Consider the following 23,522-nt stretch of genomic DNA (forward strand, 5'->3'; position numbering starts at 1 on the left):
AACTTTCTATTGAAACAGTATCGCTATTTTATTGATAATCTACTTTTGGGGGGAGTCTGGCAGTGAATCAAGATTATTTATAGCTTTGAATAGTAAGTCGATTATTTGGTTTTTTTCTGGCTCCGAAAAACCACTTAATGCTTGCGCATAGACTTCGTTCACTACAGGCATAATTTCAGGACAAAGAGCTTTACCTTTTTCACTTAAACACAAAATAGTTGAGCGCTTATCAAGCTCACATTGCGTTTTAATAATGAGTCCTTTTTCTTCAAGTCGGTTTAGTAAGCGGCTCATAGCGCCACGATCATAAACCATATACTCGCAAAGTCCTGCAAGCGTATTAACCGACTCTCTCGCAAGTAGTACAACCACAATATATTGCGCAGAAGTTAAGTCCATAGGAAGTAACTTGGCATCAACATGAATGGCTAATCTCGAACGTAAAAAAGAGACTAAACGCCCCAAATCTTGCTCTGGCGCTAACTCTTCTCGAGTACAACGTTTAATTGATGGCATGTTTTGCATGGTTATTCCACTGTATAAGTATATTTGCATGCTGATAGACCTTAACGCATACAAAAAATTCAATAATTTTTATAAAAAATCGCCCACAAAAATAAAGCCGCTATTAGCGGCTTTTAGTGTAGGGCTTTAAGCTTTGTTAAATTTTAAATTGGCCAACTAAGTGTCCTAAGCTTTCACCACGCCCAGCTAAATGCTGACCAACTGAAGAGGTGGTTTTACTTGAAATAGTTAGCTCATTAACTATTTCTTGAATAGCAAATACATTACGGTTTATTTCTTCTGTAACGCTACTTTGCTCCAGCGCCGCTGTCGCAATTTGTGTGCTCATGTCGTTAATTGATCTAACTGAGCTTGTTACAGCGCCTAAACTTTCTGAAATAGCACGAGAGGATTCAACAGAGCGATTACAACTACTTTGGCTTGCTTGCATTGCTGCAACTGCATCTGATACTAAATTATGTAGCTCACTCAACATTTCACTAATCTCTAGTGTGCTAACTTGAGTACGACTTGCTAGGCTTCTTACTTCATCGGCTACAACTGCAAACCCTCTGCCTTGCTCACCTGCTCGCGCAGCTTCTATTGCAGCATTGAGTGCAAGTAAGTTTGTTTGCTCGGCAATTCCACCAATTACGCTTAGTACACTATTAATCTTTTTAGATTGATCACTGAGTGAATCAACCTGTTCAGCGGCTAGGTTTATCTCGCCCATTAGATTGGACACCTCACTGAGTGAAATATCAACACACTCTTGAGCTTTAGCAACTTCTTGCGTTGCCGCTTGAGTTGACTCTGCCACTTGGTTTGTATTTTGAGCCACCTCATGAGAAGTAGCCGACATTTCGGTAATAGCCGTCGCAACAAGATCTGTTTCATGATTGTGATTAAGTAACTTGTCTTCAATTAATCGTGTTTGTGTATTTATGTCACCAGAAGCTGTTTTTACATCGTGTGTTACATCAACCACATTAGCAATAATGCCATGTAGCTTACTTACAAACATATTAAATGCTTCGCCAAGTTGGCCTATTTTATCGTTAGTATCAATGTCTAGACGCTTGGTTAAGTCGCCCTCACCTTTTGCAATATCGTCAAGGCTTTGCGCCATGCGCTGTATTGGTTTTACCATTGTATTTGCGGCAACTAACGCACATATAATTGTTAAAACAACCCAAAATAAAGCAATTAATAATAAGGTCATTACCTTATCATTCATGTGCTTTTGCATTGCTGTTTGGTATTTAAGTAGCTCTGCGTCTATATCATCCATATATGCGCCAGTACCAATCATCCAGTTTGTGCCTGGTATCATTGCTGCATAGCCCATCTTTTCAACTAAGCCTGTGGTATTTGGTTTTTGAAAATGATAGTTAAAAGCGCCACCGCCTTTTCTAGCTTGCTCTAATAAGCCCACTATTATTTTTTTACCGTTAGGGTCAGTCATCCCTATTTTGTTTTGCCCTTCAATAGCATCACCTAGTAATGCATGAAAAACACTAATGCCATTGGTGTCGTATATAAAAAAGTAACCACCTTGGCCAAATGTTAAGTCTCTTAAAGCGTTTTTAGCATCTTGCTCAGAACCATTTGCTAATTGATAGCGAACAATTTTGCTAGCAATTTCAATTTCGGTACTTAGTAACGTTTGCTTGTCACTTATTAACTTAGTTTGAAATGCTTCAAAATTTTGTTGCTGATTTTTATTCTCTAAATAATAAGAACTCAGCATTAAGCTGATTAAAAGTAGCATTAGCGGTAAAATAGCTAGTAACAGCAATTTGTTTTTCAAGCTTAAATTACTCATTTTTTCTCCGAGGTGAATAAAGGTGTGTGTGCAGCAACAACTAAAATCTAGCAAAACGAATATAGTTTGCAGATTTACTTATTTGCCCAAAATAACTTCGCTCATTTATATCGCTTTAAACTTATATTAAGAAAAGCATAGGTAAAATTAGGTAGGACCAAGTTAGTTAGAAGTCAGCTTAGCCATATTATAATCCCAACTCGGCATTTTAGACACCAATAACGCAGAGACCTTAGTCTTAATAAAAATAATTCATCCAACGTTTATCCATTATTTAAAACACTCTCTATAAATAATATCCACGTAGCCTTACTGCTTTTATTTAAGTCAATTAGTTTTAATTGCAGCGAGTTAGATTATTTGTAAGCGAGTATAAACATTGACCTCAAGGTTAAATTAACATGTAGAGATTAATTTTTTATTAACATATAACAACCCTATCTTCCTAGTACCAAATAACCAGATAGATTGAAACATATTGTTTTGAGCCACTGTTATGAATTAATAAAAATGAATTACTAATGAAATATATTTTATATCTTGTGCTTTTAATCTCTAGTCAAGTATTTGCAAAGCCTGTAAATAATAGTATTGCATTTTACTATTCATACCCTATGCCTCTAGCCGAAATGACCTTTTATTCACGCGTTGTAGTTCAGCCCGAACACGTCACTGAGCACGAACTTAATTGGTTTAAACAACGTAATATTGCTGTTTATGCTTATTTAAGTGTTGGCGAGTCCTTTAATAAAAATAAGTCATCACTTAGTATAAACCCCAACTGGGATAGTCATATTGCCGATTTAGCATCAGCACATTGGCAACAACATATTCAAAGGAGCGCTGAGACATTAAAAGCACGTGGTTTTAGCGGCTTATTTTTAGATACTCTAGACAGCTATCAACTTTTAGATGACAAGCACAGTAAACCCGAACAACAAGCTGGATTAGTCACCATAATAAGTTCACTCTCTGAGACTTTTGATAAGCACCTTATCCTCAACCGGGGCTTTGAGCTATTGCCTAAACTCGCTAATTTAGCCAACGACTTAGTGGCGGAAGGTTTGTATAGCCACTTCAACCCTAACGACAATAGCTATACACTGACTAACAAAAACGACCAAAATTGGCTAAGCGCACAATTAAAAAAAGCACAAAACTTAGGCCTCAACGTCCAAATTATTGATTATGCAAAGCCCGATAACCGCCTCGCTATGGCACAAAAGATTATAGACGCAGGTTTTAATCCATGGGTGACAGATGGCCACTTGCAAACATGGGGTACATCATCAATAAAACCGGTGCCTAGGCGAATATTAATTCCTTATAATAGCGATATTTCACCATTAGTTAAAAAATCTGTTCATTCAAAGCTTGCTACAATCATAGAATACTTAGGGTATATTCCTGATTATGTAGATGTAGCTAAAGAAAGCTTACCTAGAATAGATCCGAGTTTACATGCCGGCATTATTTCTTGGACTACTAGTAATATATTTTATAGTACTGAGATTATTAAATGGCTAGAAGAAGGTTTAGAAATAGTACCGGAACTAATATTAGGGGAATTACCTCAATCAAATAAATTACTAGCTAGTTTAGGCGTAGAAAATATAAATGTTGCGCAAGCTGGCCCTTATGAAGTTAAATACTTTGCCGATTGGCTAAAAGGTGAAACTACAAAAGCACCTGTAATTATCAGACCAAATTCCCTTAAGTTAACCTCAGACGCCACAGCGTTAATTAGCATTAGTTCAGCAAATGGTAAAATCCTAGCGCAAGGAAGTAAGACTAAACTAGGTGGCATAATAGTAGCCCCTTGGCTAATTGATAATTTACCACTGGAAGGCAGTAAATGGGTGATAGACCCTAAGAACTTGTTAACAAAAGTACTAAATTTACCCACAATATTAGCTCCTGATACAACGACTCTAAGCGGAAGGCGTATGTTAACTTTGCATATAGATGGCGATGGATTTAGTAGCATTGCGCACTTCAAAGGTAAGCCATACAACTCAGAAGTAATTCGCGATGAGGTAATAAAAAGGTACAAATTGCCATTAACCTCCTCCATAATACAAGCAGACATAGAGCCTAACGGCTTACATTCAAAACAAAGTAAAGAACTTGAGCAAGTTGCAAGAGATATATTTGAACTACCTTATGTAGAGGTTGCATCGCACACATATAGCCACCCTTACTTTTGGAAAGTGCTATCAGGGATACAAAACATAGATGAAGATGATACGAAATACGGACTTAATTTAAATATTCCTGGGTATCTCTCTGTCGATTTAGAAAAAGAAATTTCAGGGTCAATTCAATATATTAATGAACGACTGACGCCAAAGAATAAAAAAACAGTATTAATTCTATGGTCAGGCGATGCGGTTCCAGGACCAAAGGCTTTAGCCATAGCAAGAAAAGCTGGCGTGCTCAACGTGAATGGTGGTAATACTTCAGTAAAAGCTGATAACCCAACTCTTACAAATGTATCGCCAATTGGACGACCTGAAGGTGACTTGTTATACCAAATTTATGCACCCATTATTAACGAGAACGTATACACCAACTTGTGGCATGGGCCTTATTATGGTTTTAAGCGCCTAATCGAAACATTTGAAATTACAGAAAAACCATACAGATTAAAACCCTATAGTATTTACTTTCATTTTTATTCTGGTGAACTACCTGCTGGACTTGATGCCCTGAAATATAATATAGACTACGTACTTGCAAGACCGAATACGCCAGTACATTTAAGCCAGTATGCAAAAATAGCTAAAGACTTTTATTTTTCAGCTCTTGCTAAAAACAGCAATAACGAATGGGTTTTTAGCTCTCAAAGTATTCGAACATTACGTATTCCCAATGATTTTGATGTTCCTAATGTAGCTCAAAGTTCAGGAATATCCGGCGTCACTCAAAAGGGTAATTACATTCATATAACTGATGATTTAGCAAAGCTTAGCTTTGATCACAGCCAAGAAAACAATGTACCGTATTTAGCTTCAGCTAATGTCTCCATGGATAATTGGCAAGTGAATGGAGCTGTCAGTTTTAAAGCCTGGGTGCCTGCTAAAATTGATTTAGTTAATGGGCGTTCTTGTGAGTTTGTTTCTAATGATGGAAAGCGCTTTAAAGGTAAATCAAATGCTGATATCACACAGTTTAGTCTGCCAAAAGGTCAATTCTACGGTTACTTAAAATGTAAAAGAGCTGCTTGATGGTGAGTAATAAAAAACTAAGCTCTTATTGTAAGTAACATATTGATACATTCTTTTATCGTTTTTCTAAGTATAGGTTTGTAGGTTGCTCTTAATAACTCGAGTGGCAAACCAATGGGTTTTATTGTGGTGAGTTAATCAAACCAGCATGTTATTATACCCCTTGAGTATATGGTTGAATTAACATGTAGAAATTAATCTTCCATTAACATATAATAACCCTATATTACTAATACCAAATAGCTAGATAAATTGGACCGCATTACTTTGAGCCACAGTTATAAATTAATTGAAATGAATTACTAATGAAATATTTTTTATACCTAGTGCTTTTAATTTCTAGTCAAGTATTTGCAAAGCCTGTGAATAATAGTATTGCATTTTACTACTCAGCGCCGATGCCATTAGCCGAAATGACCTTTTATTCTCGCGTTGTAGTCCAGCCTGATCTTGTGACTGAGCACGAACTTAATTGGTTTAAACAGCGTAATATTGCTGTCTATGCTTATTTAAGTGTTGGTGAGTCGTTTATTGAAAGTAAGTCTTCACTCGCAGTTAACCCTAACTGGAATAGCCATATTGCCGATTTAGCATCAGCACATTGGCAACAACATATTAAAAGTAGCGCTGCGGCATTAAAAGCACGCGGCTTTAGCGGCTTATTTTTAGATACCCTAGATAGCTATCAGCTATTAGATGCTACACACAGTAAACCCGATCAACAAGCTGGGTTAGTCACCATAATAAGCTCACTATCTGAGACTTTTGATAAGCACCTTATCCTCAATCGGGGATTTGAGTTATTGCCTAAACTCGCTAATTTAGCAAGTGACTTAGTTGCTGAGGGTTTGTATAGCCACTTCAATCCAACCGACAATAGCTATAAAGTGACCAACAAAAACGACCAAGATTGGCTAAGCGCACAATTAAAAACAGCACAAAGTTTAGGCCTCAACGTCCAAGTTATTGATTATGCAAAGCCCGGTAATCGCCTTACTATGGCACAAAATATTATAGACGCAGGTTTCAATCCGTGGGTGACCGACGGTCACTTGCAAACGTGGGGCACATCATCAATTACGCCGATCCCTAGGCGCATTTTAATCCCTTATAACAGTAACGTAAAACCACTCATATACACTACCGTACACTTAAAGCTTGCGACCATGATTGAGTATTTGGGGTACATACCTGATTACATAGATATGGCAAAACGCGACTTACCTTTGGTTGACCCTAGCTTACATGCCGGTATTATTTCGTGGACCTCAAGCGACGCATTTTACACCCCAACACTTACCAATTGGCTTGAAGCTAATTTAGGTGTTGTGCCAGAACTTATTTTAGGCGAGTTACCACAGTCTACTAAATTACTATTTAACATGGGTATTGAGTCGTTAAACACACTACCTGAAGGTCCATATAAACAAGATAGCTTTGCACCTTGGCTCAAAGGAGAATCCACAACACCTCCCCCTATCGTTAAACCATATTTACTAAAATTAGCAACTAATGCGACTCCTTTAATTACAATAAAATCAGCTGATAACACGATAATTGTACAAGCGGCTAAAACTAAATATGGTGCAGTCGTGGTTGCTCCTTGGCTAATTGATACATTTCCGATGGAAGGCAGCAAATGGGTTATTGATCCACGTACACTACTAACTCAGGCTATGGAACTACCACCTATATTAGTGCCAGATACAACCACCGAAAGCGGCAGGCGAATGCTTACGCTGCATATAGATGGAGATGGATTTACAAGTGTTGCCCACTATGCGGGTAGGCCTTATTCAGCAGAAGTAATTCGAGATGAAATAATTAAACACTACAAACTACCGTTAACGTCCTCAGTGATCCAAGCTGACATTGAAGAAGGCGGTATTCACTCTAAACAAAGTGCCAAACTCGAAGACATTGCGCGTAGTATTTTTAAGCTGCCTTACGTAGAAGTTGCTTCACACACCTATAGCCACCCCTATTTTTGGACTGCTCTATCTGGGCGAAAAAAAATAGATGAAGACGACACTGATTACGGTTTTCATCTAGATGTACCTGGCTACAACACCATCAGCCTTAAAAAAGAAATTACAGATTCGATAAAATATATTGATGAAAAACTCACACCTAAAAATAAAAAAACAGTGATGATGTTATGGTCAGGCGATGCAACTCCTGGTCCTAAAGCGCTTGAACTGGCTCGTGATGCTGGTGTGCTAAACATAAATGGCGGCAACACTGATGTAAATTCCGATAACCCTAGCCTTACACATATATCACCTATTGGCCGCCCTGAAAGAGATTTGCTGTATCAAATTTATGCCCCCATATTAAATGAAAATGTTTACACTAACTTATGGCATGGCCCTTATTATGGCTTTAGACGCTTAACCGAAACATTCGAAATTACAGAAAAGCCATATAGGTTAAAACCTTACACTATTTATTATCACTTTTATTCAGGTGAAGTTCTTGCGGGACTAGACGCTCTTAAACACAACATAGATTATGTTTTAGCAAGACCAAATACACCTGTGCATTTAAGCCACTATGCAAAAGTAGCAAAGGATTTTTACTTTTCTGCACTTGCAAAAAACAGTAATAATGAATGGTTATTTAGCTCAAAGTACATTCATACTTTGCGAATACCTACCGATTTTGATGTGCCAAACATAGCTCAAAGTGAAGGTGTATCTGGTGTAACTGAAAAAGGTGACTACATACATATTATAAATAACATAGCTCGCCTTAGCTTTGATCATAGCCAAAATAGTAAAAAACCTTATTTAGCATCTGCAAATGTGGTTGTTAATAGCTGGCAAGTTAACGGGCCTGTTAGCTTTAAAGCGTGGGTACCTGCTTCGCTTGATTTAATTAATGCACGCTCTTGCGAATTTGTATCTAATTTGGGTGAGCGCTTCAAAGGTATTAACCGAGGTAAATTAACACATTTCAAAATACCTGCAGGTGATTTTTATGGTTACCTTAACTGCGACGGAGCCGCACTATAATGAATGCTAAAAAGCGCCCTCAGTTAATTTCAGTAAAAACAATATTAGCGATATTAGCCGTAAGTTGTTTTGCACTTTATGCATTATTTCCACATACCTTATTTTTTGAAGATGATGCACTTTCACAAGACTATACCTTTGAGAAGTCTTACCTTAATGCAGCGCTCAATACAGAGCCCGACAACGAAAAGCTACGCGCAAAATTAGTTGAGCTACATATAGGGCTTAGTGAGTATTCACAAGCTACTAACGAGCTTGAAAAGCTACCTAGAGGCGAGCGCAAAGCAACACTTGAAATAAAGCTGCTCTACTCATTATGGCTAGCAAGCGGTGCTAAAGTTGACGACCGCTTTGAAGAGTTATCTTTAAAAATTGGTGCTCATAAAAACTGGAACGAACAAATATTAACTATTGCAAAAGCAGTTGGGTTAAATGCAAAAGTTGCTCAGTACTATCAAAAAAATAAACAGCCTCTCCTTGCAGCCGATTACTGGTTAAGCGCAGGCGAACCAGACAAAGCATTCGCTATTTATAAAACAAATATAAATGCTGATATTGCAGCTAAAGCGATTGAAACTGCACTTGGTGCAAATAACCCGATACAAGCTTATGCATGGTGGAAAACCTATGGCGACCAAGCCAATATTAAACGCACACTTTATTTGGCTAACTTAGCAGGCAATACAGAAGATGCGGCTCAAGCCATTGAAAGTTTATTAAAGACCTATCCAAATAACAGCGAGTACTTAACACAAGCAATGCACCTGCGTTTAGCAAATGCAAATGCAAAAGGAGCTGAGCAATTACTTGCAAAGCTATTACTACAAAGCCCAGCTGACAAAGAGCTACATTTATTAAATTGGAAGATAAAGCGCTGGCAAAACAAGCCTAAAGAAGCACTTCGAGAGTTTAAATGGCTAATGTCTAACAAAGCTGTAACTCCTGCGATGCTTACCGATAGTATTAACGATGCCACCGCTTTATATTTATACCAAGACGCTAATGATATATACGAATATAAAGCCCAAAATAGAAATCTAAAAGGTAATGGCTTTGCTAATTGGATGCAAGCTAACGAATTTATTGGTAACACAAAGCAAGAATTAAATAATATTGAACGCTTTGAGCAAATAAATGGTAAAAGTGCATTATCACAATATTGGAAAGCAAAAGTACTTCACGATACTGGTAATTTAAAAGCATTAAGAGCTTTGTGGCCTACATATAAAGGGCCTAAAAATGAAGAAGATTTACTTTGGATTGCCCGCGCATTTTGGCTAGAAGATGACTTTTCTACAGCTCTGCAAGTACTAAAAAAAAACATGAAAGTTCTGACGATGAGTTTTGGAGCGCCAATGTTGACATGGCAATGCGAGTTAAGGACAAAGCTCATGAGCTATATGCATTAGAAAAGTTACAAAAAATAAGTCCTTTGAGCGTAGGCGACATGCTGCACTACCAACAACTGCGCTTTGAAGGTCGGCCTCAGGAGCTTCTTGATTATTTATGGAAAAGTGAGTCGCAAACTGACCGTCAATTGATTCAAATTGCATTATTAAGCACACAAGTAAATGATGCTAAATCAGTTGCACGTATTCATGCTGAACTTGATAAGCAGCGCTACAATAAAGCTCTCTACCCTGCTTGGTTAATTCTTTCAAATTGGTATCAAAACCAAAGTGATTTAAATTCAGCTTATACAACTTTAAACCGCGCCGCTAAATTAAGTGAATATGACTCTGATGTTGTGCTGGCACAAGGTTGGTTAGCGCTGCAAATGCACGACACCGTGATGATCAGCCGCATTTTAGCTCGCTATTCTCAAAGCGACCCTTCCTATGCGTGGACCCAGCTATTAGCAAGCTTATCTATTCACGAAAAGTCATATAACAGTGCTTACTTTTATTTGCGTAAATTAGCCATTGCAGATCCAAGCGATTTAACAACACTGGTTAACTTAGCCGATGTAATGAAGCAACTTGGTTATTATGCAAATGCTGCTGAACTTAATCACTATTTACTGCAACACTTACCTAAAGATAAATATGCATACAGAGGCTTAATGTTCCGCTGGGCGGGCGCGATGGCTGTTCCTCATTTAATGCAATTAAACACAATGGAAGAACTTGCCCCCGACACTATTGGTGAGCCCCAAACAAACTGGTGGTTAGCGCGCAGGGCTGCACAAAAATTAGAGCCATGGCAAAAACTACAACTTTATATGACCAACGGCGAATTTAATAAAGCGAAACAACTATTAGCCGAAGGCTCACTAAGCAAATTAGATGAACTAAACGCCCTACTCTATCTAAAGCAGCCATACGCAACAATGCAGCGTTGGTATGAAGAACTGACTGGTGAGCTTGACGAATCACAATTGAGCTTACTTAGAAATGCACGTGCATCCTACTTTAGGGCGCTTGAAATTAACCTATCGCCAGAGGCTGGTTTAAACAGTAGCCAGTACGATGTAAACGTTTATTTTCCTTATGCTAATGGGCAGTGGAAATTAAGTTTAAGTAATCAGCAAAATCTTGATAACAACGGATTACTGTTTGCGATAGAAGATAAAATGACATTTGGTCGTTGGTATTTTGATGCAAAAATAGATTCTCACCAAGGCAGCTTAGTTAGCCGCCAAGGTCTTAGCTTAGACTCTCGTTATCAATGGGATTCGCGTACACAGATAGGTTTAAAGCTTGAATATAATGTTGAAAACCGCCAATCAGAAGCGCTACTTAGTTATGCTCAACTAGATAAAGCCACGGCTTATGTTAACTACAACATTGATGGTAGACAAAACGTACAACTATCAGCAGCAGCGATGTCTTTTTCTCGAAGAGACGATGGCAGCTCACTAATAAACGGCCAAGAATATAATGCTCGTTACCAATACAGCATTTTAAAAGACCGCCCAATTTGGAACGCTTATTTTAGTGCACAATGGCAAGACTTTGAACGTGTAAATGCATTAATAAATACAGACACAAGACCTCTAAGAGTTGACCTTCAACCATTTAGGCGCTTTGCACTAGGTACCTCATTTGCCTCAACGGGTTCGTTAGAGCCGCCTTATTTAGGCGCAAACCCTTCATGGCTATTCGATATAAGTACTGGCTATCAAACACTTAACGATACAGTAGATGTATCAGTTTCAAGTGGCGCAGGTTGGTCTGTACTAGGCGATGATTTATTTAAATTACAGCTGGGTTACCAAAGTAGTAATAAAGTGGGTAACTCAGATACACAATTACAATTAGGTTATTACGTACATTTTTAATGTTAGGAGAGAGTATGTTTCGTTTAATTATACCGTGTTTGGTATTACTATTATCAGCATGTACCACCAGCAGAGTTGCTGATGATGTAGAGCTTAGCCCTTTAAAAACAGTGGCATTAATGCCACTTGTTAATCATGCTCAAACACCGCTTGCAGGTGAGCGTGCTGAAGATATTTTAGCCAGTATTTGGCAACAAAATAAATTACCAACTCTTATACGTGCACCTCGCGTTAACACCAAAGAGCTTCCACCACTGGACGATCAATACCGCTTAGACAATGCTATGCAGTGGTTAAACACTCAACAAGCTGACTATGTATTAACAGGCAGTATTGAAGAGTGGCGCTACAAAGCTGGCCTTGATGGCGAACCCGTTGTTGCACTTACATTATCACTCACTGTAACTGGACAAACAACACCGATTTGGACCGGTACTATTGCTAAAAGTGGTTGGGGCCGCGATAGCATTGCAGCAACAGCACAAGATGTGATTGCCGATTTAATTTCTTATATAGAGGTTAGTGAGTGAAAACACATTTCCTTAGACCAAGAGACGTTCCTGAGCTACAAATATGGGCTGAGGTATTTATATTTACCGCGCTTGCTTTAGGGCTGCCTGTATTATTTAACGCACAGGACCCATTTTGGACTGAGGGAGGGTTTTCGTGGCCTGTACTTGGCCCACTTTTAGTTTCTTTACGCTATGGCTTTTCAAAAGGCTTTATTAGTATTTTATGTTTGCTTGTTGGCCAACTTTTTTTACTTCAAGCAAATATTTTATCACCGCAAAGCGACTTCAATATTAACGCTATGATTGGCTACATTATTGTAATTATGATCACAGGCGAATTTAGGGATGTGTGGGAGCGTACTAATCAACAGCAAAGTATTCAGCTTGAGTACGTAACAGATCGTCTTGAAACATTTACTCGTCAGTATCATTTAATTAATTCATCTCACGATAGAATTGAGCAAATGCTAGCTGGCCATACGTTAAGTTTACGTGAATCACTACAAGCAGTAAGAACCTCTATCGGGCTATTAAAAGAAAGAAGACTTGATAGCGCAGCACAAAAAATAATCGACTTGTTTGTTGAGTACGGTTCGCTAGAAAGAGCGGGGTTATATAAAGTTGAAAACGACAGTGTTTTAGAACCACCACTTGCCTCTATAGGTAAGATGAGTCAAATAGCTAAAAACGATCCTCTTATATTAGCGATGATCGAAGAAAAAGAATTAGTATCGGTAAAAGACGAAAAAGCATCATCGGGTATAAGTAAATACCATATGGCAATCCCACTTATCGACGTAAACAATACTATTTACGGCGCTATTTTGGTTGAAAGAATACAATTTTTTGCGCTTAAAAATACCACTCTTACACTACTTGCAGTTATGGCTGGGCATATTGGCGACCTACTGCGCCATGAAATAACAAACCCAGTAATGACTTATGAAGAGTATCCATACTTTATTCGCCAAGTTAAACGTGCGAATAAAGAAGCAAAACGATACAACATTCCATCGCAGCTACTAAAAATAAAAGCTAATAATATTACTGATAAATCCACTCAACTTATGAGTTATTTAAGTGAAGCCCGTCGTGGTTTAGACATTTATTTGTACGATAATCAAAATCAGGTATTACTGCTATTAATGCCATTAGCTGATGAGCTTGAAAAAGCAGGGTTTATCGCCCGAATGAACACTTGGTGTAAAGAGCGCACTGGTAGCACTTTAGCTGAGCTTGATATTGTTATTGAGCAGCAACTTGCACTACCTATAAGCTCAGATGACATAAAGAGATTGGTTTCACTTTCATGATTATAATTATTGTAGCGGCTATATTAGGGTGTATTTGTCAGTACTTTGCACTAATAGAAGTACTGGAAACACCTGATTGGTTTTTAGCTATATTATTGCATGCTATCGCTAGCATCTTTTTTGCTATTGTTAGTTATGTTTTTATACCTAAAAAATACAAAACGACTCCTTATAGCTCTTTGCTACTCATGTTTTTATTATTGTTTACATTACCAGTACTTGGAATTATAGGTGTTGTAGTAGCGCTTACGTTTGCTCTTTGTAAACCTCTCAAGAATGACGAGATAGAAATAGAGGAGCATAAAATACCTGAGCTTCCTTTTGAAGCCAGAGCAATATCAGCAAATCCAACCTATTCAATTGGCGGACTTAAAGCAATTTTGAAGCACGCTAATGAGCCAAATAAGCGTTTAAGTGCTGTAATGGCGGCTCGTCACATGAGTGACTCACAAGCTATTCCTATTTTAAAGCTAGCACTTAAAGATTTAGAAGATGATATTCGACTACTCGCCTACTCAACCCTTGATGGTAAAGAAACCAAACTTAACGAAAAAATCAGTTTGTATCAGCAAGAAATAGCAGTTACAACTAAGCAGCCAAAATTGAGTCATTTACAAAAACAGCTAGCCGAACTTTATTGGGAACTGAGCTATTTAGGCTTAGCCCAAGGCGCACTGCGTAAATACGTTTTAGAAAAAGCAGAAGCACTTGCATTGCAAAGTATTGAGCACGTAAAAACACCTGCAACTTTTATATTTTTAGGGCGCATATCTTTAGCCTTAGACAAATACGAAATAGCCCATGAGTATCTACTTAAAGCAACTGAGTTTGGTATGGCAAGGCGCCATGTATTGCCTTATAAAGCCGAAGTTGCCTTTTGTATGAACAAGTTTGACGACTGTAAACGCTACTTAAAAGAACTCCCAGAACAACCTAAGGGCAGTGAATTACGTCATTTGCAGGAGTATTGGCATGAGTAATAAAAATGCAGACATTTTACTGCTTTTAGAAGGCACTTACCCTTATGTACGTGGTGGCGTATCTAGCTGGGTTCATCAAATAATTGAAGGGTTACCTCATTATAACTTTGAGCTTGTTTTTATAGGTGGAGCACCAGAGCATTATGGCGAGATTCAATATACTTTGCCTAAAAATGTTACAAAGCTGCATGTACATTATTTAGTGGAAAATGACACTTCTGAAATAAAAGCCAAGCATGGCGTTAAATATAAAAAAGAACTCTTTGATTTTTGGCAGCAGCTACAAAATTATTTTAGAGATTGTGATGAGCCCATCCCAACTGAGTTATTAAAGTTTGCATTTGAGACTTTGGCTAAAAAAGACGGTATTAACGAAGCCGACTTTTTATATAGTGAATCATCGTGGCAAGTACTCACCAATTACTATTCAACTTTTTGTGATGAATCCTCTTTTATTGACTTTTTTTGGTCATACCGCAATTTATATAAACCGCTATTTAAAATAGCCGAAATTGCACGTGGACTTCCAAAGGTTAAACTTATTCACTCAATATCTACCGGGTATGCTGGTATTTTAGGATCTGGTGCCAGTGCAATAAGCGATACTCCCTTTTTGTTGACCGAACATGGTATTTACACCAAAGAGAGAAAAATAGATCTTATTCAAGCCAGTTGGATTAAAGAGTCTGAGCAAAGCCTAGGTAAAAACTTAAATACCGAGATGGGCTTTATTCGCCGTATGTGGATCAGCTTTTTTGAGCAAATCGGCCGAACAACATACCAAGAAGCAGATAAGGTCATTTCGCTATACGACGGTAACAGGCAGCGCCAAATAAAGGATGGTGCAGCGCCTGAAAAAGCATTTGTTGTACCTAATGGAATTAAAACAGTGCGCTTTATTGAAGCGCTTAAGCAGCGTCCAAAACAGATACCATCGGTTGTTGGATTAATTGGACGTGTAGTGCCTATAAAAGATATTAAAACCTTTATACGTGCGATTAAAGAGGCACAATCGATGCTGCCTGAAGTAGAAGGCTGGATCATCGGCCCTTATGAAGAAGACCCGCAATATTACAAAGAGTGTGAACTACTTGTAGGCAGTCTTGATTTACAAAGCAGTGTAAAGTTTTTAGGTATGCAAGATATTACCAAAATTTTGCCTAAGCTCGGAATTGTAGCTTTAACCTCGATTTCCGAAGCGCAGCCTTTAGTACTTTTAGAAGCAATGGCGGCCGGTGTGCCTGTACTGGCTAGTGATGTTGGCTCGTGCCGCGAAATAATCGAAGGCGGAACCGATGAAGATAAAGCGTTAGGTAAAGCCGGTGAAGTTGTCCCAATTGCTTCTCCGAGCGAAACAGCAAAGCAAATATCAAACATGCTAACAAATGAGCAAGCTTGGCTTGAGTATCAAAGAAGTGGTTTAGACCGCGTACAAAAATTTTATGACGAGAGCCACATGTTTGCCCGTTACGATAAACTTTATAAGGACACAATAGCATGGCTGGAATAGGTTTTGAGATACGAAAAATTCTCAAAAAAAATACCCTGCTCTCAGTTTTTGAAGCATACGGCTACGCAGGTTTAATAGGCTCAGGGCCTTGGCTGCTCTCTATTGTAGCGTTAATGCTTATTGGTATTTTAAGTTTAGGAATTGTATTACCTAAAGTACTTATTATTCAATTTTTAACGCTTGTTACCTACATGATGGCCGCCTCACTTATTTTAACGGGTGGTTTGCAGTTATTACTAACTCGATTTATTGCCGATTTATTTTTTCAAAAAGAAGAGGCAAAGGTACTGCCTAATTTACTTGGTGCGCAACTTATAACAACAATAGCCGCGCTATTGGTAGGCTTGGCTGTATGGCCTATGCTCCCTATACCTGTTGTTACTAAGATTATAATTTTAGGTGCCTTTGTAAGCTTATGTAATCAGTGGCTTGGCGCTATTTTTCTATCGGGTATGAAAGAATACCGGTTAATTTTAATAACTATGCTAAGTGGTTACGCCTTTATGGTATTGCTTGCATATTTATTAAGAGACTGGCAGTTAGACGGCTTATTTTTTGCGTTTTTTGCAGGCGAAGCTCTGCTCTTTTTTAGCTTTTTGTTTATGATTATTCGCCGCTACCCTGGTGAAAAACTTATAAGCTTTGACTTTTTAAGCAATAAAAAAGTGTATTACAGCCTATTCTTTTGTGGTCTGTTTTATAACATTGGTGTGTGGGCTGATAAAATCATTTTTTGGTATTCACCAAGCACATCAATTCAGATTATTGGCACGTTACGAGCCAGCCCAATTTACGACTTACCTATATTTTTAGCCTATTTGTCTATTATTCCCGGTATGGCAGTATTTTTAGTAAAAATGGAAACCGACTTTGTAGAAGAATACGACCGTTTTTACACAGCTATTCGAGAGGGTTCATCGTTAGAAGAGATTTACTATTTAAAAGACAATATGATCCAAACTGCACGTGCCGGTTTATACGATATATTTAAAATTCAAGGTATTACGGTTGCCTGCTTATTATTATGGGGCGAGCAAATACTTACCTTTATTGGTATTGATCCAAACTATAAAACACTTTTATTTATTGATGTAGTTGGTGTGGGTGTACAAGTTATATTTTTGTCTATTTTAAATATTTTGTTTTATTTAGATAAACGCTCAACCGTCCTATTTTTAGCGGGGCTATTTTTGGTAATAAACGTTGTTTTAACTTTGCTATCGATCGCTTTTGGGCCGCAATTTTATGGTTACGGCTTTGCTCTCTCAACTATTGTTACCTCTGTTGTTGGGTTATTTTGGCTTTCTAAACAATTTGAAGATTTAGAATACGAAACGTTTATGCTGCAATAGCATAATATAAAGGCTGCTTATGCAGCCTTTATATTTAAAGCTTTTTGTACAAAATTAAAATAATTAATTATTGGAAAGCGGCTGATACACACCATTTTTATAGCTCATATAAGCGCCTCAGTTTAAAGCAAAAAAGACTAGCTCAGTAAAGGTATAAAATGGTTATAAAACAAAGGACTTATAAAAACCAAGCTACCTTGGCTTAGCTAATCTTTTGTACAATTAGACTTAGCTAGTTTAGCTTTATGCTAAATGCGGTAGCCGTTGCCATTACTCACTCACCCATCGCGCTTTAAAGCCACGCGTATCAACATGTATAAATGCGCCTCTGTGCGACTTAGGCCCATAAATACCTAAACCACCTAGTAAACCTTTAAATGATTCACGTCTAGCTAACGACTCCACTATATCGGCGATCGCTTCAGCGTCACCAATTGAATGCTTACCGTCATTATTAATATCATCCATACGGTAGTTGCCATCGTTATCTATAAAAATATCGGCAGCATCACCAAATACATGTCGGCTAAGTTTTACATTGCCAATTGATTTGTTGTAGTACGGAGTTCTATAACCGCTCATAACCACCATATTACTAACCGGTATACCTTCTAAAATCAGTTCTTTGCGTATTTTTTCTAGTTTAAGTAACAACTTATTTTGTAAAAATAAATACTTTGGGTGATTACTTCGCTGCTTACTAACAAATTCTTTTAGTGAAAAGTGAGGTGATATTTTTACGTTTTCATTTTCAGGCGTTACCTTCACAAAGCCATCGGGCACTATGTAGTGTGAAGCGTCTTTAATCTGTGAAGGTTTAGGATAGTGCCCAATGTGGTAATACTTGAGCTTTCCTCCTTCAACATTGTCTGCCGGTACTTTTACAAATACGTTGATTTTCATACGCTGTTTTTTATCGGGCGACTCAATAATTACCGTTGTTAAACCGGGCTCTTTGGGTGCTTGCCATTGCCAGCGGTTGGTGTCTGTAAGCTTAGATTTCCCCTGAGTGTTAATTAGCGTGTAAGCATTTTTTGATTGCGCAAAAAGCACTTCAAACTCAACTTGCTCTTTGGGCATTACAAATACTGAAAACACCGAATATGGCATAACTATATCGTTAATTTTTAGGCTAAATTCTGCATCTTCAAAGTTGGCTTTGTTTTTTATATCAACTACCTGATGCGCAGGCTTTGTAGGCGCGGCAGCAAATACACTATTGCTAAATATAATTGTAAATATGGCGATAGAAATATAATGAATAAATTGCATAAACCCTCTCATTATTTATTTTTTAATAAAGCGGCAATCACCGACTGTTCATCATTTTTTAATAGTGCTTTTTTATCGCGTTGATATATGTCATCTCTAAAGTTAACCAGCTTATTTTCGTCAACCCATGCAGTCCAATAAACTAAATGAATAGGAAGAGGCTCATCTAAATAAAACGTCTGAGTACTATTTTGAGCAAGTGCGCTGTCCATATTATTGAGTGTTTGCACTTCTCCTTCGTGCTTAATAATTTCACGCGCTAACGAAAAAGGCTTTTCTATTCTTATACAGCCATGCGATAAGGCTCGGTTTGCTTGGCTAAAACGGTGCTTTGCTGGTGTATCGTGAACATAAATTGCTTCGGCATTGGGGAATAAATACTTAACTTCCCCTAGGGGGTTTTCTTCACCAGCACGTTTTACTAAAAAGTGATCAAATTGGTACGGCTTAATAGAATCCCAATCAATATTGCTTGGATTAACAGTTTGTGAGTCTAGGTAGCTGTTTTTTCTAATTTCAATATTATTTTTTACAAGGTAGTCAGGATCCTCGGCTACCTTTGGAGCAATTTCTTTGGTGGCAATTGAGGTGGGTATACGCCATTCAGGATTAACTACAAACTTTTCTATTTCGTCGCTAAATGCAGGTGTTTCCCAACTTGGTTTACCTACAATTACGTTATTTTTCAATTTCACATCGCCAGCTTTTACAAATCTTAAGCTGTATTCAGGAATATTTACATACACATATTGCTCATCACTTGCGCCTGCAAAGTTAGTTATTCTATAAAAGTTAAGTTTTAATTTATCGAGTTTTTGTTGTGCGGGCACATTAAGCGATGCAAAAGTACGCTTACCCACTCGGCCATCAACTTTTAAACCATGGCGGCTTTGAAATTGCTTAACAGCTTGCTCTATACCTTTATCAAACGTGCATATAACTTCGTCGCACACATTAGTTTTTAAGTCACGCTCTTGATATAAACGCTGTGCAAGTAAGCTCACCTGTTTATTATTACTGCCTAGTTCAAGCAATTCATCGTTATATAAGTGTGTAAAACCACCTTTGTTAACTATTTCTTGATACCAATTAATGGCTTTTTCTGTACGTTCAATTAACTGCGCTGAATATTGGTCAAAGTAGTAGGTGTCATCAGCTTGCACGTACTTTTGTGAGTTGTAAGTAGTTAGTGAAGAGTTAGCGAGTACCACACTTTCAAGCTCATTGGCAGCGAGTGTTGGTGCAGAGCATAAGCCGCTCATGCCAATAAACAATGCAGTTTTTAAAGTAAAACCCTTTGCTTTAGTAAGCGCTTGATTTGAAAATGACCCCTTCACTGTGTACCTCCTCGCTAAATATCGTTGATAAATGCTTATGTACTTACCACTAAGTAGTACACTGGAGGTGCAACGGTAATGCCAAATTAAAGTTTCAAAATAAACAATTGAAATTTAATGACTTTTTAAAAACCCTTATTCTAAACGTTAATAAATTAAATTAGAGAATATGTAATTAATATGCTCAAGTGTGTAAAGTTGCTATGGCAATTAATCTTTTAAAAAAGCTAAAAAACCACGTTCATAACGACTCAAGTACTTTGTTTTTCGTGGTAATGAAAGGGACTCTCTCCACGCAGTTTGAGTATCTTCATCTTCTTTACACAGGGTAATTAAATCGGGATGCACATAAGATTTGCGTGCTATAGCTGGAGTATTACCAAGTTGCTCAGATACGCTATCAAGCATGCTTTTTAAAGTAAGCGCCCCTTTAGCTTTAGCTAATTGTTTGAATGCAATAACGCTTGCTCGCCAAGTTCTAAAGTGTTTTGCACTAAACTCCTCGCCCATTATTTGCTGAATGTATTGATTTATTTCACTTGATGTAACATTTGTGCGCTCACCTTCATTTATATACTGAAATAAATGCTGCCCGGGTAAATCTTGTAAGTCTTTTATAACATGACTAAGCACCCTGTCGGTTATATTTACTTCACGTTCCTTACCTGATTTGGCACGATATTTTAGTTGAATATTTTTGCCCGTGAGTTTTGCATGACGTGTTCGTAATGTTGTCGCACCAAAACTTTTATTTTGCTTTACGTTACGCTCGTTACCTACCCTCAGCGCACCTAAATCCATAAGTCTTACAACTGCTGCTAAAGTGCGTTCAATATTAAGCTCATCGCCTTGTAAGTCTGTTTCTAAACGCGCTCTTAACAAAGGGAGTTTATTACCAAATACTCCACATGCTTGGTATTTTTTTGCTTCTTGCTGCGCCCTAAATTCAGGATGGTAGCGGTATTGCTTTCGCCCCTTACTATCAAATCCTGTCGCTAAAATATGCCCGTTTTCTTCTGGGCAAAACCAGGCGTTTTTATAGGCAGGCGGAAATGCCAATCCATTCAAACGATCAATCACATTTTGCTCTTTTATTTGCTTACCGATTGGATCAAAGTAAAGCCAACTTTTATGTTTAAGTTTACGAGTGATCCCTGGTAAATTATCGTCTACATAAATTAGCTTCATTAACCCTCCAGTTATATTTAAACATGCGTCGGAATATAAATGTATCACTTTAAAATAACCTTAAACTGAACAAGATTATTGATATATAATAAAAAACCAACAACAATTATAAATACTTAATATATATTAATAATTCTATTTAGGTTTTCGTAAAAGTAGGTCGAACTTACGCGCCAGCAACAAGTCTATTACGATTAAACTCAATGCACTTAGCGCTAAAAAAAAGCTACTTAAGATAGATTTATTATCCTAAGTTCAGATTAATTACACTTTGTCCCCCGCAGTTGGGGTGCTGTTTAAATGGAGAATTCAATGGCTTTTGATTATGGATCGATTGATCTTGGACTAAAAAACCCCTTCAAACTGGAAGGTAAAGTAACAGCATTAAGAGGACTCATTGAGTCTATAGCAGGTATTAGTTTACTTGTTATTGCTGCGGGCTCTGTGAAAGAAGATACAACCGCGGGTTGGATTTTAATGGTGTTTGGCATGCTTATTTTAGCATTCGGCATTCGCTCACTATCGGCAGGTATTTACGCAACACTTAAATACTTTGTAGGTAGAAACCACCCAACTTCACTTGCTTATAACTACAGTAAATCGCAAGCATCAACCGCTCAAGAAGAACAAAAAGAAGTAGCCTACACAGCGCAATCACTTGAAGAAATGCTGGTTGGTCGTAAAAACAGTACATTTAAAGAGCCTAATGGTTTTTTATCACGCTTACTTCACAGCTTAATCCCTAAGTTATTGTTTCTACCATATCCTATTCGAAATGTTGCCCAGCGATTATTTGGCTCATGGGTAAGCACCTTTGTCGCCCTTATTGCTTATGGCCTTGTTGCATTTGTATCTTTGTCGGGCTTTACCGGTGAAGCTGGGGAATTAGCATTTCCTGTTTATAGTGCAATATTAATGTTTTACGTGCTTTTTTCTTGGCGATCTACAGGTAAACCTATCTCTCGAAATGCAGAAAAGAATATTGAAGCACTTGGTACTGGTGCGCTTGCTAAAATTATTTCTTTATCTTTTATTTTACCCATCGCTATTGGTCTTTCTATGTCATGGTTGATGAAAGAGCAGCACATTAGTAAACAAGAAATAGATAGCTGGCTTGAGCAACTGCCTAGTCTTCATGCTGGAATATACTTAATTGCAATTATTATATTAGCAACTCTAAGCTGTGCGCTTGCTTTTATCATGATTAAAGCGCGTTTAAATTCAGTTACCCCTTCAGCTGAAGTATCTGAACTACGTGAAAACTGGCAAGAGTCTGTTCATCCAGACGAGATTTTCATAAACCTCGATAACCTAGTAATGGCTAATCGCCGTTATAAAGAAGTACCTAACAGAGTTTACAGAGAATTAGACCCTAAGCTTCAAGAACAAATAGAAGGTAAAGGCGGTTTTAAAGGTGAAATGATCCAAGAGATTCAGCCTAAACTGCACTCAATGGACTTAGGTAAAAACTTTACACTCGCGAGATTACTTGCTTTGGTGAGCGGTAACTTACTTTATATTGTAGCGTTAGCATTTACTGTACTTTTAGCGTATTCGTTTATTAATATTTACCATTACATTGATGCGGCAAATATTAATAGTTTTAAACAGGCATTTAATAACCAACATGTCATTCAATTTAGTGAGCTATTAATGACAAGCTTTCACTTATTGCTAATAGGCGTACTTATTAAAGCATTTGCGCAGTTACTTGCAAACACAGCGCATCTATTTTTTGCAGAAATGCAATTTGAGTCACTGCTTGTGTACTTTAAATGTGAAGGCACTTTTACTGAGTCTAAAATATCAACAGGTACTGGTATTCACGATAGCACCCGCTCAGAAAATACTTTAGTACGCAGTAGCATAACGCCTTGGATTATTGTTTCTCGTGTTATCTCTACTACGTTTGCTGCAACAGGTATGAAAAACCTTGAACATCCTCGCCACATTATGGAAATGCATAAAGACGAAGGACAATTACAAGCAATCAAAAAAGACGTTATTTCATTCTTAAAAGACCGCGAATCTATCGCCTCAATCACCAGTGAGCGTGATTTAGGTAATGCGTCACAAATACATCAACTAAACCAACAAACGCGCGCTATACCTACTCAGCAAGCAATAGCGAAAGATGATGAAGAAGCTGCCGGGTATTTAAGACAAGAAGAAAACTTATCTCCCGAGCCCAAGGGTTAATTAACCTCA

General features: G+C 37.8%; 13 protein-coding genes and 1 pseudogene. 9 read left to right on the forward strand and 5 right to left on the reverse strand.

The annotated features are described in order from the left end of the window. Positions 1–39 precede the first annotated feature (39 nt). Both AC5NT5_RS12840 and AC5NT5_RS12845 read right to left on the reverse strand, forming a co-directional pair. Positions 40–555 carry a MarR family winged helix-turn-helix transcriptional regulator gene (locus tag AC5NT5_RS12840; protein ID WP_231388420.1) on the reverse strand — a complete coding sequence of 172 codons (516 nt, stop codon included), beginning with the start codon at positions 553–555 and terminating at the stop codon, positions 40–42. Between the two features lie 106 nt (positions 556–661). Then, positions 662–2,329, reverse strand: coding sequence for a methyl-accepting chemotaxis protein (locus tag AC5NT5_RS12845; protein ID WP_494513995.1), 1,668 nt, complete (start codon positions 2,327–2,329; stop codon positions 662–664). A gap of 521 nt (positions 2,330–2,850) precedes the next feature. Between AC5NT5_RS12845 and AC5NT5_RS12850 the strand changes: the two genes are divergently transcribed. From AC5NT5_RS12850 to pelG, 8 genes and pseudogenes are all read left to right on the forward strand, one after another. Beyond that, complete coding sequence (locus AC5NT5_RS12850) at positions 2,851–5,556, forward strand: bifunctional glycoside hydrolase/polysaccharide deacetylase family protein (RefSeq protein WP_182725099.1); 2,706 nt, start codon at positions 2,851–2,853, stop codon at positions 5,554–5,556. Positions 5,557–5,861: 305 nt separating this feature from the next. Continuing rightward, the gene (locus AC5NT5_RS12855; protein ID WP_182725100.1) at positions 5,862–8,570 is read left to right on the forward strand and encodes a bifunctional glycoside hydrolase/polysaccharide deacetylase family protein; all 2,709 of its coding nucleotides are present in this window, start codon (positions 5,862–5,864) and stop codon (positions 8,568–8,570) included. After that, a pseudogene (locus AC5NT5_RS12860) lies at positions 8,570–11,850 on the forward strand (tetratricopeptide repeat protein). The gene AC5NT5_RS12855 and the pseudogene AC5NT5_RS12860 overlap by 1 nt, the downstream one beginning before the upstream one ends. A gap of 14 nt (positions 11,851–11,864) precedes the next feature. After that, positions 11,865–12,380 carry a protein PelC gene (locus tag AC5NT5_RS12865; RefSeq protein ID WP_076925174.1) on the forward strand — a complete coding sequence of 172 codons (516 nt, stop codon included), beginning with the start codon at positions 11,865–11,867 and terminating at the stop codon, positions 12,378–12,380. Then, positions 12,377–13,675: a PelD GGDEF domain-containing protein gene (locus AC5NT5_RS12870; RefSeq protein WP_182712257.1), complete on the forward strand. Its 1,299-nt coding sequence runs from the start codon at positions 12,377–12,379 to the stop codon at positions 13,673–13,675. Before AC5NT5_RS12865 ends, AC5NT5_RS12870 begins: the two co-directional genes overlap by 4 nt. Beyond that, positions 13,672–14,655, forward strand: a complete 984-nt coding sequence (locus AC5NT5_RS12875) for a hypothetical protein (protein WP_024597303.1) — start codon at positions 13,672–13,674, stop codon at positions 14,653–14,655. Before AC5NT5_RS12870 ends, AC5NT5_RS12875 begins: the two co-directional genes overlap by 4 nt. Further along, complete coding sequence (gene pelF / locus AC5NT5_RS12880; protein ID WP_494513994.1) at positions 14,648–16,165, forward strand: GT4 family glycosyltransferase PelF; 1,518 nt, start codon at positions 14,648–14,650, stop codon at positions 16,163–16,165. The genes AC5NT5_RS12875 and pelF overlap by 8 nt, the downstream gene beginning before the upstream one ends. Further along, complete coding sequence (pelG, locus tag AC5NT5_RS12885) at positions 16,153–17,517, forward strand: exopolysaccharide Pel transporter PelG (protein WP_182755305.1); 1,365 nt, start codon at positions 16,153–16,155, stop codon at positions 17,515–17,517. The genes pelF and pelG overlap by 13 nt, the downstream gene beginning before the upstream one ends. A gap of 270 nt (positions 17,518–17,787) precedes the next feature. Here pelG and AC5NT5_RS12890 read toward each other — a convergent pair whose 3' ends face one another. The 3 genes from AC5NT5_RS12890 to AC5NT5_RS12900 all read right to left on the reverse strand — a co-directional run bounded on the left by AC5NT5_RS12890 (position 17,788) and on the right by AC5NT5_RS12900 (position 21,314). Further along, positions 17,788–18,789, reverse strand: coding sequence for a D-Ala-D-Ala carboxypeptidase family metallohydrolase (locus AC5NT5_RS12890; RefSeq protein ID WP_494513993.1), 1,002 nt, complete (start codon positions 18,787–18,789; stop codon positions 17,788–17,790). 11 nt (positions 18,790–18,800) lie between these two features. Further along, on the reverse strand, positions 18,801–20,126 hold the full coding sequence (locus AC5NT5_RS12895) for a L,D-transpeptidase family protein (protein WP_182735935.1): 1,326 nt from the start codon (positions 20,124–20,126) through the stop codon (positions 18,801–18,803). 210 nt (positions 20,127–20,336) lie between these two features. Then, positions 20,337–21,314: a DNA topoisomerase IB gene (locus tag AC5NT5_RS12900; RefSeq protein WP_024591490.1), complete on the reverse strand. Its 978-nt coding sequence runs from the start codon at positions 21,312–21,314 to the stop codon at positions 20,337–20,339. A 312-nt stretch (positions 21,315–21,626) separates the two neighbouring features. Between AC5NT5_RS12900 and AC5NT5_RS12905 the strand changes: the two genes are divergently transcribed. Continuing rightward, positions 21,627–23,513, forward strand: coding sequence for a hypothetical protein (locus AC5NT5_RS12905; protein ID WP_182720474.1), 1,887 nt, complete (start codon positions 21,627–21,629; stop codon positions 23,511–23,513). The last annotated feature ends 9 nt before the right edge of the window (positions 23,514–23,522 follow it).

The sequence above is a fragment of the Pseudoalteromonas sp. J2K-J599 genome (genome assembly GCF_059295115.2).

Bases quoted from the DNA above. Each gene is read 5' to 3' on its own strand.
- AC5NT5_RS12840 (WP_231388420.1), bottom strand. From the start codon at position 555: ATGCAAATATACTTATACAGTGGAATAACCATGCAAAACATGCCATCA.
- AC5NT5_RS12845 (WP_494513995.1), bottom strand. From the start codon at position 2,329: ATGAGTAATTTAAGCTTGAAAAACAAATTGCTGTTACTAGCTATTTTA.
- AC5NT5_RS12850 (WP_182725099.1), top strand. From the start codon at position 2,851: ATGAAATATATTTTATATCTTGTGCTTTTAATCTCTAGTCAAGTATTT.
- AC5NT5_RS12855 (WP_182725100.1), top strand. From the start codon at position 5,862: ATGAAATATTTTTTATACCTAGTGCTTTTAATTTCTAGTCAAGTATTT.
- AC5NT5_RS12865 (WP_076925174.1), top strand. From the start codon at position 11,865: ATGTTTCGTTTAATTATACCGTGTTTGGTATTACTATTATCAGCATGT.
- AC5NT5_RS12875 (WP_024597303.1), top strand. From the start codon at position 13,672: ATGATTATAATTATTGTAGCGGCTATATTAGGGTGTATTTGTCAGTAC.
- pelF (WP_494513994.1), top strand. From the start codon at position 14,648: ATGAGTAATAAAAATGCAGACATTTTACTGCTTTTAGAAGGCACTTAC.
- pelG (WP_182755305.1), top strand. From the start codon at position 16,153: ATGGCTGGAATAGGTTTTGAGATACGAAAAATTCTCAAAAAAAATACC.
- AC5NT5_RS12890 (WP_494513993.1), bottom strand. From the start codon at position 18,789: ATGCAATTTATTCATTATATTTCTATCGCCATATTTACAATTATATTT.
- AC5NT5_RS12900 (WP_024591490.1), bottom strand. From the start codon at position 21,314: ATGAAGCTAATTTATGTAGACGATAATTTACCAGGGATCACTCGTAAA.
- AC5NT5_RS12905 (WP_182720474.1), top strand. From the start codon at position 21,627: ATGGCTTTTGATTATGGATCGATTGATCTTGGACTAAAAAACCCCTTC.